At 69.0% G+C, this 11,400-nt stretch carries 14 protein-coding genes; 11 read left to right on the forward strand and 3 right to left on the reverse strand.

Translation table 11 applies throughout. From position 1 onward, the window contains the following. The first annotated feature begins 5 nt into the window (after positions 1-5). The 4 genes from ACZ60T_RS23980 (at position 6) to ACZ60T_RS23995 (ending at position 2,168) form a co-directional block, all read left to right on the forward strand. Complete coding sequence (locus tag ACZ60T_RS23980) at positions 6-500, forward strand: hypothetical protein (RefSeq protein ID WP_365625230.1); 495 nt, start codon at positions 6-8, stop codon at positions 498-500. 165 nt (positions 501-665) lie between these two features. Then, positions 666-1,076, forward strand: a complete 411-nt coding sequence (locus tag ACZ60T_RS23985) for a VOC family protein (protein WP_469667729.1) — start codon at positions 666-668, stop codon at positions 1,074-1,076. A 17-nt stretch (positions 1,077-1,093) separates the two neighbouring features. Next, positions 1,094-1,606, forward strand: a complete 513-nt coding sequence (locus tag ACZ60T_RS23990; RefSeq protein WP_469667730.1) for a helix-turn-helix transcriptional regulator — start codon at positions 1,094-1,096, stop codon at positions 1,604-1,606. Positions 1,607-1,685: 79 nt separating this feature from the next. After that, positions 1,686-2,168 (forward strand): iron chaperone, encoded by a 483-nt coding sequence (locus ACZ60T_RS23995; RefSeq protein ID WP_469667731.1) that lies wholly within the window; start codon positions 1,686-1,688, stop codon positions 2,166-2,168. A 21-nt stretch (positions 2,169-2,189) separates the two neighbouring features. On the opposite strand, the gene ACZ60T_RS24000 is transcribed toward ACZ60T_RS23995, so the two are convergent. Together ACZ60T_RS24000 and ACZ60T_RS24005 are read right to left on the reverse strand one after the other, a co-directional pair. Beyond that, positions 2,190-2,735, reverse strand: a complete 546-nt coding sequence (locus ACZ60T_RS24000) for a P-loop nucleotide/nucleoside kinase family protein (protein ID WP_469667733.1) — start codon at positions 2,733-2,735, stop codon at positions 2,190-2,192. Next, entirely contained in the window at positions 2,735-4,084 is a 1,350-nt protein-coding gene (locus tag ACZ60T_RS24005; RefSeq protein WP_469667734.1) for a HEAT repeat domain-containing protein, read from the reverse strand. Before ACZ60T_RS24005 ends, ACZ60T_RS24000 begins: the two co-directional genes overlap by 1 nt. Positions 4,085-4,247: 163 nt before the next feature. On the opposite strand from ACZ60T_RS24005, the gene ACZ60T_RS24010 reads away from it, so the two are divergent. The 3 genes from ACZ60T_RS24010 (at position 4,248) to ACZ60T_RS24020 (ending at position 7,139) form a co-directional block, all read left to right on the forward strand. Continuing rightward, positions 4,248-5,168, forward strand: a complete 921-nt coding sequence (locus tag ACZ60T_RS24010; RefSeq protein ID WP_469667735.1) for a hypothetical protein — start codon at positions 4,248-4,250, stop codon at positions 5,166-5,168. 178 nt (positions 5,169-5,346) lie between these two features. Beyond that, positions 5,347-6,030 (forward strand): restriction endonuclease, encoded by a 684-nt coding sequence (locus ACZ60T_RS24015; RefSeq protein WP_469667736.1) that lies wholly within the window; start codon positions 5,347-5,349, stop codon positions 6,028-6,030. Between the two features lie 173 nt (positions 6,031-6,203). Continuing rightward, positions 6,204-7,139: a DUF4232 domain-containing protein gene (locus tag ACZ60T_RS24020; RefSeq protein WP_469667737.1), complete on the forward strand. Its 936-nt coding sequence runs from the start codon at positions 6,204-6,206 to the stop codon at positions 7,137-7,139. Between the two features lie 31 nt (positions 7,140-7,170). Here the strand turns inward: ACZ60T_RS24020 and ACZ60T_RS24025 are convergent, their stop codons facing one another. After that, positions 7,171-8,211 (reverse strand): vWA domain-containing protein, encoded by a 1,041-nt coding sequence (locus tag ACZ60T_RS24025; RefSeq protein ID WP_469667738.1) that lies wholly within the window; start codon positions 8,209-8,211, stop codon positions 7,171-7,173. Positions 8,212-8,505: 294 nt separating this feature from the next. Between ACZ60T_RS24025 and ACZ60T_RS24030 the strand changes: the two genes are divergently transcribed. The 4 genes from ACZ60T_RS24030 (at position 8,506) to ACZ60T_RS24045 (ending at position 11,380) form a co-directional block, all read left to right on the forward strand. Further along, a complete protein-coding gene (locus ACZ60T_RS24030) occupies positions 8,506-8,859 on the forward strand; it encodes a beta/gamma crystallin domain-containing protein (protein ID WP_365625260.1) in 354 nt (117 codons plus the stop codon). 75 nt (positions 8,860-8,934) lie between these two features. Further along, entirely contained in the window at positions 8,935-9,357 is a 423-nt protein-coding gene (locus ACZ60T_RS24035) for a histidine phosphatase family protein (RefSeq protein ID WP_469667956.1), read from the forward strand. 79 nt (positions 9,358-9,436) lie between these two features. Next, positions 9,437-9,640 carry a cold-shock protein gene (locus ACZ60T_RS24040; RefSeq protein ID WP_252425628.1) on the forward strand — a complete coding sequence of 68 codons (204 nt, stop codon included), beginning with the start codon at positions 9,437-9,439 and terminating at the stop codon, positions 9,638-9,640. Positions 9,641-9,727: 87 nt separating this feature from the next. Beyond that, a complete protein-coding gene (locus tag ACZ60T_RS24045) occupies positions 9,728-11,380 on the forward strand; it encodes a DEAD/DEAH box helicase (RefSeq protein ID WP_469667739.1) in 1,653 nt (550 codons plus the stop codon). The last annotated feature ends 20 nt before the right edge of the window (positions 11,381-11,400 follow it).

An 11,400-nucleotide genomic window follows, 5' to 3' on the forward strand; every position in this document is an offset into this window, starting at 1 on the left:
ACGACGTGCGCAAGGCTGCACGGGCCGCGGTCGCGACGGTCATAGCCGGAGTCCTGCTGAGCGGCTGTGGTGACAGCGACGGTGACCAGCCGGAGTCGAGGGCGAAGGCCAGTGCCCGTACCGACGCCGGTGCCGGAACGCCCGAACAGAAGCAGTCCGCGTCCCCGGCCGGGGACGGCATCATCGAGCGTGCGACAGGATCCTGGAAGTCCATCGTCGCGTCGGACTCCGCCACCGGCCTGAGCACCCTCACCATCGAGGCCGGTGGGAAGGTGACCGCCAAGGGCGGCAAGCTGGACTGCACCGGCACGATGAAGCCGGGCGAGAAGGACGGCAAGGACGCACCGACGCTCACCCTGTCCTGCGCAGGCGGCGACGACGGCGGACGAGGCGTCGGTACGGTCGGGATGAAGGGCGACGAAGCCCTCGCCATCGACTGGGCCGGGCCCGAGGGCGGCTGGGGCGGCCCGGTCGACAGCTTCCGCCGCACCGCGGGCTGAGCCCCGCACCGAGATGTGAGCAAGCCGCAGTGGTGCCCCGGTGCCCTGGTGTATGACCCCGGGGCACTACCCGCGTATGTGCTCACATCGACCAGGAATATCGACCAGGAATGTCGATCAGGAATCGAGAAGCGCGGCTCACGAAGCCGCCTCTAACCTGCTCGTATGGACATCACCATTCACACGAGTGTTCTCCCGCACGTCGACCCGGACGCATCGCTCGCCTTCTACCGCGACGTCCTCGGCTTCGAGGTCCGCAGCGATGTCGGGCAGGGAAAGATGCGCTGGATCACGGTCGGCCCGACCGGTCAGCCCGACACGTCGATCCTGCTGGCACCGCCCGCCGCCGATCCTGGAGTCACCGAGGGCGAGCGCCGCACCATCGCCGAGATGATGGCCAAGGGCACCTATGGCTGGATCCTGCTGGCCACCCGAGACCTCGACGGCACGTTCGAGAGGGTGCAGGCCGGTGACACCGAGGTCGTGCAGGAGCCGACCGAGCAGCCGTACGGCATCCGCGACTGCGCCTTCCGCGACCCCGCGGGCAACCTCGTCCGCATCCAGGAACTTCGCTGAGGACGAGGGGCGCACTCATGTGTCAGGCCGAGTGGCGGCGTGCGCGTGTCGAGGCGCAGCGCCTGACGGATCTCGCTCGGCTGCGCCGCGTCCGTGACCGGATGGACCGAGAGTACGCGCAGCCACTGAACGTCGAGGCGCTCGCCGGTGAGGTGAACATGTCCGCCGGGCACCTCAGCCGCCAGTTCCGGGCCGCGTACGGTGAGTCACCGTACGCGTACCTGATGACGCGGCGCATCGAGCGTGCGACGGCGCTGCTGCGGCGGGGCGACCTCAGTGTCACGGAGGTCTGCTTCGCGGTCGGCTGCGCGTCGCTGGGCACGTTCACCACGCGCTTCACCGAACTGGTCGGTATGCCACCCGGGGCCTTCCGGCGCCAGGCGGCGGAGCCGGTCGACCCCGCCGACCCCGCCGCTGCCGTGATCACGGTGGAGGGGATGCCCGCGTGTGTGGCGAAGCAGGTGACACGACCGGTCCGGAATCAAGACCGGTCAGGAATCGAGAAGCCCCGGCCGGCGGGCACCCCCTAGCGTGAAGGCATGACCACCACCACTTCCTGACCGACGCACGTACCGATCCACCGCATCACCGTACGAGAGGAACCCCGCCATGCAGTCCACACAGCCGTCCGACCACAACTCCGGCACGGACGCCGAGCAGCACAACGGATTCACCGCCGAGGAGCGGGCCGCGATGAAGGAGCACGCGCGGGAGCAGAAGAAGGCGGCGGCGCGGCGCGGTTCGCGAGCGGAGAAGGAAGCGGCGGCGGAGGAGGACGTACTCGCGAAGATCGCCGAGATGCCGGACGCGGACCGGGTCCTCGCCGAGCGGGTCCACGCCCTCGTCAAGGCAGCGGCTCCGGACCTCAAGCCCAAGCTGTGGTACGGGATGCCCGCGTACGCCCGGAACGGCAAGGTCCTCTGCCACTTCCAGAGCGCGCAGAAGTTCAACTCGAGGTATGCCACGCTCGGCTTCAGCGACCAGGCCACGCTCGACGACGGCGCGATGTGGCCGACGGCCTACGCCCTGACGGAGCTGACCGCGGCCGACGAGGAACGCATCAGCGCGCTCGTCAAGAAGGCGACGAGCTGAGGCGGAGCGGCAGGCCGGGACCTACCGCCCCCCGTCCGCGCCGACACGGGCCAGCACCAGATCGGCCAACCGGGTAGATGGCAACTCGCCGTCCAGGAACACCGTTTCGCTGGGCAGGCGGTCGGCCGCGGCCAGGCATGGTTCGATCCTGTCCTTGCACCAGCGCCGTACTCGCGCGTCCTGCTCGGGATCATCCGGCGTGAAGCTACGGCCGTCGATCCGCGCCTCCAAGGTCTCCCGGGAGACCTTGAGGAAGAAGTGCTGAACCTCGATACCCGCGTCCTTCAACCGGCCGAAGATCTCGCCGACATATCCAGGGTCGATCAGGGTCATGGGCACCAGAAGGGGACGGCCGTACTCCTCGACCAGCCCTGCCGCGAGGTCAGCGACCTGCCGCCGCCACAGCCGAAGATCCTGGAAGTCACCGGTGGGGACCTCCACGATCTCCCGCAGCACATAGCCGACCAACTCCGGGTCGTAGACCAGCGCTTCGGGCCATCGGGAACGCAACTCCTCCACCAGAGTGGTCTTTCCGCTGCCGAACGCACCGTTCACCCAGACGATCATCAGACGTCCGCCTCTTCCTTCTGTCGCCACTTCCACCGCCAGAGCGCGTCGGCCCGATGGTCGTGCTCGAAGTCTTCACCGAGTGGCCCCACCCGCTCGATCGCCTCGGCGGTGCGCGGGTCGTCGCGCACGGCGAGACCGTACGCGGCTTCCAGCCGTACGAGTCGGTCGTCCTCGTCGAGCAACGCCGCCAGGGCGTCGGCGATGGCGGGCGTACGGTCCCGGGAGCCGGCCAACGCCGCCGCTGCCGGACCCCGTACATCGGCGTCCGGTGCCTCGGTCAGCAACAGCAGCGCCCGGATGGCTTCCGGGCGGAGATCGTCGTCCCCCAGGCTCATGGTGCACGCCCTGAGTCGCACCTCGGCGTCCGGGTCGACCATGAGGCCGCGGAGGGCGGTTCTGGCCTCGGGCGTGTGGGGAGCGCACTCCCCGCAGAGGGCGTAGGGCACTTCGCGGCGTACGCGCGGGTCGGGATGGTCGGCGTAGCGAAGGCCGATGGCCTCCTGGTCCGGATGGTCGTGTTCGGTGAAGACCTCGAGCACCTTCGCGAGTATCTCGCCGTCCGTCTCCTCGGCTGCCCAGGCGGCCAGGAGTTCGCTCTCCTTCTTCTCGTAGTAGGGGCTGGTACCGATCACCCCCCGCGTGTGGAGGTACCCCAGCACGAACCGGCGTCGCGCCCGGTCCGGGTCGTGACGCAGGGCCACCACTTCGGACCAGGTCTCGAAGCTCCGCCGATCGACGAGGATCCAGCGGACCGTGGACCAGTCCACATGCTCCTCGTCCGGCTGCTTCATAGCGCGGGCGATCAGTTCGTCGACGGGGGTCAGGATGCGGAAGGCCCACTCCAGCGAAGTCAGGATGGCGCCGTGCCCGGCCCGCACGACGAGGCCGCCGACCGAGACCTGATCGACCCAGTCGTACCCGTCGTCCTGAACCCGGACCGTCACGACCGGACCCGAAACACCCGTCCTGCGCCGCAACTCCTCGGCCGCGCCGGTCTCGTACCAGTTCCGGGCCGACGCGAGCAGCCGTTCACGGGCGGCCTGGTCAAGCCGGACCCCGGGGTCCTTGCCCAGCACAGCCGAGAAGACCGCGGGGGATCCCCCGTCAACGGCGCGCGACAGCGGCGTGGTTCCGTCCGGCAACACCCGGTCGGGGTCCGCGCCGCCCTCCACCAGAGCCTCGGCCACCGACTCGTCGTACGCGGCGACGGCGACACACAACATGGACAGCCCGTCCGACCCCACGCCGTCGGGATCCGCGCCGTTGCTCACCAACTCCCGTACGGCGTCGGCATCCCCATCCCGAACCGCCCCCCAGAGCCGCCCCTCAAGCCCAGCCTCACCCACGTTCCCGCCCCCGTTCCGAACGACATCGCCAGCCTGTCGAGCAGAGTATGCGCGTAGTTGATCGCGGGTCGAGGGACATTGCTCTCGGACCGCTGATGTGCGCGCTCTCTTCTGAGTACGCGAACTCATGTACGTCAGGCTGTCGGCTGGCAAGATCCGCGGCATGACGAGTGACAGACAGACGTCCACGGCCCTGCATCTCCTCCTGGTCTGGGCGATGATGACGGCCGCGGTGCCGATGCTCGGCTTCGGGATGCTGGTGGCGGGCTGGACCAACGGAGTCGGCGCGGCGGTGCCGGTGTTCCTGTTCGGCGCGCTGCTGGCCGTGTGTCTGTTGTCCCTGGCGGGCCTACCGGTGCACACCGTGGTCCCGCTGTGTGGCACCCAGCCCAAGCGGCTCGGCTGGGCGGTGTTGGTCTTCGTCCTCGGTACGCTCGGCGTGCTGGCGGGTCTGGCGGCCTACGGCAAGGGCGTCGACCTGGGGAGCGCCGGTATGCGATACGCGCTGACCGGGGTGCCGTACGTCGTGGTCGCCGCGTTCTTCGTGCCGAGCCGGTGGGTGCGCTGGGGTGCGGTCGCCGCGCTGGCGGCCGGAGTTGCCTACGGAGGCTTCGTCGGCCCGGCGCTGTCACACCAGCGACACCACGATGCGGAGATCGCGCGGTACAAGGAGCACCAGGAGTTGCTGTACATGGGCGCCGCGCCGCCCGGGATGGAGGTGGTCCGTGCCCAACTCGGCAGCGCTTCCTTCAGTGTTGAGTACCACCATGTCCCTGACTACGAGGCCGGATACGCGGGCCTTCTGGTGCGCTCGCTGCTGACGCCGGGAGCCCGGTGCCCCGAGCCCCTGGAGCAGGGAATGACGTGCACGATGGCGAGCGGCGAGATGCGCATGGTCCGCGACGAGCCCGGCGGCGGGCACGAGATCACCCTCACGCGCCGCCTTCGTAACGCGGAGGCCGAGGTCACCAGCAGGACCCTCGACGAACCGCAGTTGCGCCGACTCCTGGACACCCTGCACCCGTTGTCCGACAAGGAGTTGGAGGGACTCATACGGGACAGGACGATCAGTGCCGGATTCTGATTCCATCCGTCGGCGATTTTCGGTCGGTTGATCGCGTCGTCGGGTCAACTTCCGCTGTTTGCTGCTGAGATGGGCGGATGGACACGAGGGGGAGCCGTGCCAGGGAACAGGGGGCACGAGGGATACGACCGTACCGGCTGCACGTATTGCACGGAGTCCCGGCGGCGGAGGTGCCCCGATGAGCGCGCGTCGGCGTCAGCGTCGGCGCAAGAGTCGGCGCAAGAGTGACGAGAACCTGCTCGTCGCCCTCGGCGTAGTGGTCGTCGGCGGGTTGGTGCTGGTCAAGGTCGGACAGTGGGTGTGGGCGCACTGGTGGATCCTCCTTGTGCTCGGCCTCCTGGCCCTGCTCGTGCTCGCGGCCTGGATCTACCGGAAGGCCGACCGGATGAGGTCAGCCCGGCTGAGGGTCGACGGACTGACGTATTCGCTGGGCCAGTTGGACGCCATGCACCACAGCGCCTTCGAGTTCGCCGTCCGTGACCTGCTCGCGCGTGACGGCTCACACGACGCGCTGCGCTGCGGCGGCAGGGGAGACCTCGGCGCCGATGTGAAGGGCCACGATCCGCTCGGCCGCTACTGGGTGATCCAGTGCAAGCACCGCAAGAAGGGGCTCGACGGCTCGGCGGTCGGTACCCCGGATCTCCAGACCCTCAACGGCACCGGCCGCCCGGTGCACGGCGGCGACATCGTCGTGATGGTGACCAACGGGAGGATCTCCCAGCCCGCCCGGGAGTTCGCCCGGCAGCAGCGCCTGCATCTCGTCGACCGGCGCGTGCTCGAACAGTGGGCCCGCGGGCAGCGACCGCTGTGGGAGATCCTCCCGGCCGTCCCACCGCCCCGCAGACCGCCGCGCCTGCGATGAGCGGCCCATGAGGCCTGAGGCCTGAGGCCTGAAGATATGAGGCCTGAGGATATGAGGCCATGAGGTCGTGGGTCGGCTCGTGAGTCGGCAGACACGTCATCTGTGACAGGCCTGTGACCGGAACTATGGCTTCCATCACGGCTGGACACCTACGCGGCTGATGGGGTGACCGGATGCGCAGAGCCCTCCCCCTTCTTCCCGCCCTCGCCGCACTCCTGCTCCTCACCGCGTGCGGATCCGAGCGCGCGGGCACCCCCGGCACGGGCGAGGCCGCCGCCCCCGCTTCCCCGACTACCGTCACCGATCCGCCCGTTGACGGAGTCCGGATCACCTCGGTGACCATTCCCTCCGCCACGCCCTCCCCGAGCTCCAGCTCCGACAGGTCCTCCGTCCACGCCGACCCCCTGACCATCGGCCGTGACTCCGGGATCTCGGCCGCCTATGAGGTCACCAACGAGGCTACCCAGGCGCTGACCTACACGATCCTGTTCACCTTCACCGACGACGCCGGCGGGGCCATGAGCAACAAGGAAGAGATCGTGGGCCCGGTCGCACCCGGCGCGACCGTGCGCCGCACGGTCCGGCTGGGGGAGTGGGCACCCGGAACGTCCCGGGTGACCCGTGCCAAGGTCGGCAGAGTGACCAAGGTGCCCGCGGCCGAGGCGCCGTCCGCGTCGGGGGACTGCCCGTCCTCCGGCATCCGGGTCAGCGCCGATGACGGCGATGCCGCGATGGGGCTGCGGGTGGTGGGTCTGCACCTGCGGAACTGCGGGAAGCGGGACTACTCGCTCAACGGCTACCCGCTCCTGGAGCTGCTGGACGATGACCTGTCACCCGTCGACGGCGTCCGGATCGTGCACGGAAGCGGCGGCATCACCACGGGGACGGACTTCGACGCACCGGCCCGCCCGCTGGTCCTGAAGCCGGGCGAGAGCGCCTCGTCGGGCCTCATGTGGCGCAACACCACCGGGTTCGGCACCGCCGTCAACGTCCCGCATGTCAGGGTGCGGGCCGAGCGGGGCGCCGATCCGGTGATCGTGACACCCCACCTCGACCTCGGCACCACCGGCAAGCTGGCCGTCCGCGCCTGGACCCGCTCGCCGCAGTAGCCCCCTGCCCGCGGCCCGGGTCTCCCGGGTGTCAAGGCACGAGCAGCAGACGGGTGTTGGGTACGAGCTTGCGGTTGACGCTGGTGCTCTGCACGAAGATGGTGAAGTCGGCGTTGTGATCGGGCTTGACGCGGACCTCGGCATCCGGGAGGCCGAGCAGGGCACGGGCTTCGGGGCCCGCGTATATCCGGTCCGTCTTCTTCTCCAGCACCGCGATCTTCTTCTTGGCCTGGATCTTCTCGGACTTGCTGAGCTGGTAGAACGCGCAGCCGGTGCGGTAGGTGTGTCCGCACTCGACGACCCAGTCCCGGATCGCCGCGTCACGCGTCACCGGGAGCAGCTCGTACGTCGAGGGGTTCAGGGGGGTGAGGCCGGCCGCCTTGATGGTGTCCTTGTTGACCACCTCCGCGCCGGTGGAGAACACGGCCCGCGAGCCGCGGATACCCTTCGTACGGCCCACCATGAACTTCTCGGTGGCCTCCTGGATGACATGCCCGGCCTCTTCCAGGCCCTGGGTGCTGGTGGCGTCCCAGATGGCGATGTTGTCCTTCGGGAAGCCGCACTGCATGGCTTCGCGCTTGCCCATCTGGTCCGGCACGAGAACGGCCAGCGTCCAGTTGTCGTCCTGCGTCCTGGTCATCTCGGCCACGGCCTCGACCAGTTCACGCTGACGGGTGGACGGAGCGTCCGGGCAGCGATGGCTCGCGTTCTCCTGCCCGTCGGTCAGGATGAACGTCAGGAAGCTGTGGTCGCCGTACAGTTGGGCCGTCTGCGCCAGCTCCCGCTGCGACTTCAGCGCGGCGGCCAGCAGCGCCGTCATCCCGCCCGTCGTGTACAACTCCTTCAGCGACGGCATCCGCAGTACGTCCTTGTCGTAGATGACGCACTCCACGCTGCTCGCGAAGACGTACACCGTGACACGGGTCTCCTGGTCCAACTCCCGCGACCGCCGGGCGAGATACTCGATCTGCTGGTCGGCGACCTCGACGACCTTGCCGCTCAGATGGCGCATGGACGAACTGGCGTCCAGCACAAGAGCGACGTGGTTGATGTAGTTCTGGCTCCCGGACATATGACAGCCCCCTCTTTCCGGTTCGACGCACCTACCGTCTCACCCACCACTGACAATCGACCTCGTCCCCAGGGGCGGTGGGGTCAGCGGGGTCAGCGGGCGCGCCAAACCGCACCACAGGGGCTGGATCAGGACATTGGGGGATGAATTCTGGTCAGGGGTAAAAAGTATGATTGCTACCTACAGCAGTCTCACAGGATCGTCGTTGAGGTCGCCCCATTCGACATTTGTCATTCGGCACTCGTCATTCGGTACTCGACATTCGGCAATCGATATTCGATCCAAGGAGAACCTGTGATTTCACAAGCGAAGAAGGTCGCACGTTCCATGGCCGTGGCATTTGCCGCGGCCGTTACCATCACCATGGTCATGCCGACCGGAAATGCCTTCGCTATCGACCACATTCCCTGCCGCGCCGGGGAGAACTACCTGAAGATCTGGTCGCACAGCGGCGGGCGGGACAGCGTGGACTGCTACGCGAACCGCGGGCGGACGTCCTTCGGCAATTGGTGGGTCGACAAGATCTCCACCGGGAACAACGACCTGATCTACTACGACGCCAACGGGGACTCGGTGAAGATCGAGCGGTGGCACGAAATCACGTTCCCGAACCGTCCCCCGAAGGTCAAGGACATCGAAATTCTGTAAGACGAGCCGGATGACGTAGATGAGGTCCCATATCTACGGGACCGTCTACGGGACGTTCCAGGCGGAGATACACGGCTGACCGTCCTCGATGGCCAGGAGGCCGAGGGTGCCCGGATGCGGGTGTCCGAGCAGTCGGCTCGCGGACACGACGCCGATCATCCCGGCGAGCGGCTCCAGCGGGTGGCCGCGCGGACGGACGCGGTGCTGGACCGTATCCGTCCGCTGCTGAGCGAGGGCGATGTCGCCGTCGTCGCGCACGGCCATCTCGCGCGTGTGCTCACCGTGCGCCGGCTCGGCCTCGACGCCGGGAACGACCCCGTCCCGCCACAGGTCCCAGCCCGGCCTCGTCGCACGGAACGGGCGGCGGTGCACCAGCCTCTGTGCGAGAGCCCTGCGGCGTCCGCACGGGGCCACCGGCACCGCCTGGCCTCCGGGCACCGAGCTGTGTTACGATTCTCTTGTTGCAGTTGTGGTACCCATGAACCTATGTGCGCCTGACGGGAATGTTCCTCCATCAGGCGCTTATTTGTTTTCCGGCATCTCCGGATGGGGCCTCTGCCTACAGAAGGAGAAGGTCATGGCACAGGGAACCGTGAAGTGGTTCAACGCCGAAAAGGGTTTCGGCTTCATCCAGCAGGACGGCGGCGGCCCCGACGTCTTCGCTCACTACTCGAACATCGCGACCCAGGGCTTCCGTGAGCTCCAGGAGGGCCAGCGGGTCACGTTCGACGTCACGCAGGGCCAGAAGGGCCCGCAGGCGGAGAACATCGTCCCCGCCTGATCGCCGGACGCGTATCCACTCACCGGGGTCCGCACCGTCATGGTGCGGACCCCGGTTTGTGCTGTTTCCAGAAAGGCAGATCACTGCATGTCCCGCAGGCCCCAGAAGCCGAGCAGGCGCGCCTCGTCACCCTCTCCGTCCGTGTCGTCGCCACGGGAGTTCCGGCTGCCGGAAAGCACGACACCCGCACTTCCCGCCGTCGAGGAATTCGCCGGTCTGGACATGCCCGCGGGGCTGCTGAAGACCCTCACCGCGCAGGGCGTGACCTCCCCCTTCCCCATCCAGGCCGCCACCCTGCCGAACTCGCTCGCCGGCCGTGACCTGCTGGGACGGGGCCGCACCGGCTCCGGCAAGACCCTCGCGTTCGGCCTGGCGGTCCTGGCGCGTACGGCCGGACTGCGCGCGGAGCCCAAGGCCCCTCTCGCCCTCGTGCTGGTGCCCACCCGTGAACTCGCCCAGCAGGTGGCGGACGCGCTGACCCCCTACGCGACGGCGGTGAACCTCCGCCTGGCCACCGTGGTCGGCGGGCTGTCCATCACCAAGCAGGCCAGTACGCTCCGGCGCGGCGCCGAGGTGCTCGTGGCGACCCCCGGCAGGCTCAACGACCTCGTGGAACGCGGGGACTGCGTGCTCGGCGACGTACGCATCACCGTGCTGGACGAAGCCGACCAGATGACCGACATGGGCTTCCTGCCGCAGATCACCAAGCTGATCCAGCAGGTACGGCCCGACGGGCAGCGCATGCTCTTCTCGGCCACCCTGGACCGCAACATCGACCGCCTGGTGCAGCGGTTCCTGACCGACCCCGTGGTCCACTCCGTGGACCCGTCCGCGGGAGCGGTGACCACCATGGAGCACCATGTGCTCCACCTCCAGGACGAGACCGACAAGAAGGCCGTCACCACACGTATCGCGGCCCGTGACGGTCGGGTCATCCTCTTCCTCGACACCAAGAGGTCCGCCGACCGGCTCGCCAAGCGGCTCCTGGCCGTCGGTGTCCGCGCGGCGGCGCTGCACGGAGGCCGCACCCAGCCGCAGCGGAACCGCACCCTGGAGCAGTTCAAGAACGGCCAGGTCACCGCGCTGGTGGCGACGAACGTCGCGGCCCGCGGCATACACGTCGACGACCTCGACCTCGTCGTGAACGTCGATCCCCCCACCGACCACAAGGACTACCTCCACCGGGGCGGCCGTACGGCCCGCGCGGGCGGCTCCGGCAGCGTGGTCACGCTGGTCCTGCCCGAGCAGAAGCGCGACGTCACCCGGCTCATGTCGGACGCGGGTATCCGCCCGCGGACGGCCCGTATCAAGTCGAGCGACACCGAACTGGCCACCATCACCGGCGCCCGCGAGCCGTCCGGCGTGGCCGTCACCATCGAGGTCCCCCAGCCCACCGCACCGGCGGCGTCCCGCCCGGACCGGAAGTCCGGCGCCAAGTCCGGCAGGCGATCCGGCGGCCGAGGCCGAAGCGGCGGCGGGGCCCAGGCGGCGGCAGGTACGGCCACCGGGACGGGTGGCCGCAGCTCCCAGCGCAGGGCGGGGTCCGGTGGCGCGGGCGGCCGTAGCTCCGACCGCCAGGCCGCGCCCGGCAAGGGAGCCGGCGCCGCTTCCGGCAAGACGGCCCGCGGCACCGGCCGACGGACCGCGACCGGCGGAGCCACGGGCGGTGCCACCGGCACCGGTGCCCGCGGCTCCGACCGCCGCGGAACCGCGAAGAGCGCTCCGCGACGGCGGCCGTGAGGCCCCGGCCGCACACCTCT

The sequence above is a fragment of the Streptomyces sp. NPDC104371 genome (assembly GCF_055583785.1).

What these genes read in the sequence shown, in the direction of transcription:
- ACZ60T_RS24020 (WP_469667737.1), top strand. Translation starts at nt 6,204, where the DNA reads ATGCGCAGAGCCCTCCCCCTTCTTCCCGCCCTCGCCGCACTCCTGCTC.
- ACZ60T_RS24040 (WP_252425628.1), top strand. Translation starts at nt 9,437, where the DNA reads ATGGCACAGGGAACCGTGAAGTGGTTCAACGCCGAAAAGGGTTTCGGC.
- ACZ60T_RS24000 (WP_469667733.1), bottom strand. Translation starts at nt 2,735, where the DNA reads ATGATCGTCTGGGTGAACGGTGCGTTCGGCAGCGGAAAGACCACTCTG.
- ACZ60T_RS24025 (WP_469667738.1), bottom strand. Translation starts at nt 8,211, where the DNA reads ATGTCCGGGAGCCAGAACTACATCAACCACGTCGCTCTTGTGCTGGAC.
- ACZ60T_RS24010 (WP_469667735.1), top strand. Translation starts at nt 4,248, where the DNA reads ATGACGAGTGACAGACAGACGTCCACGGCCCTGCATCTCCTCCTGGTC.
- ACZ60T_RS23985 (WP_469667729.1), top strand. Translation starts at nt 666, where the DNA reads ATGGACATCACCATTCACACGAGTGTTCTCCCGCACGTCGACCCGGAC.
- ACZ60T_RS23995 (WP_469667731.1), top strand. Translation starts at nt 1,686, where the DNA reads ATGCAGTCCACACAGCCGTCCGACCACAACTCCGGCACGGACGCCGAG.
- ACZ60T_RS24015 (WP_469667736.1), top strand. Translation starts at nt 5,347, where the DNA reads ATGAGCGCGCGTCGGCGTCAGCGTCGGCGCAAGAGTCGGCGCAAGAGT.
- ACZ60T_RS24045 (WP_469667739.1), top strand. Translation starts at nt 9,728, where the DNA reads ATGTCCCGCAGGCCCCAGAAGCCGAGCAGGCGCGCCTCGTCACCCTCT.
- ACZ60T_RS23990 (WP_469667730.1), top strand. Translation starts at nt 1,094, where the DNA reads ATGTGTCAGGCCGAGTGGCGGCGTGCGCGTGTCGAGGCGCAGCGCCTG.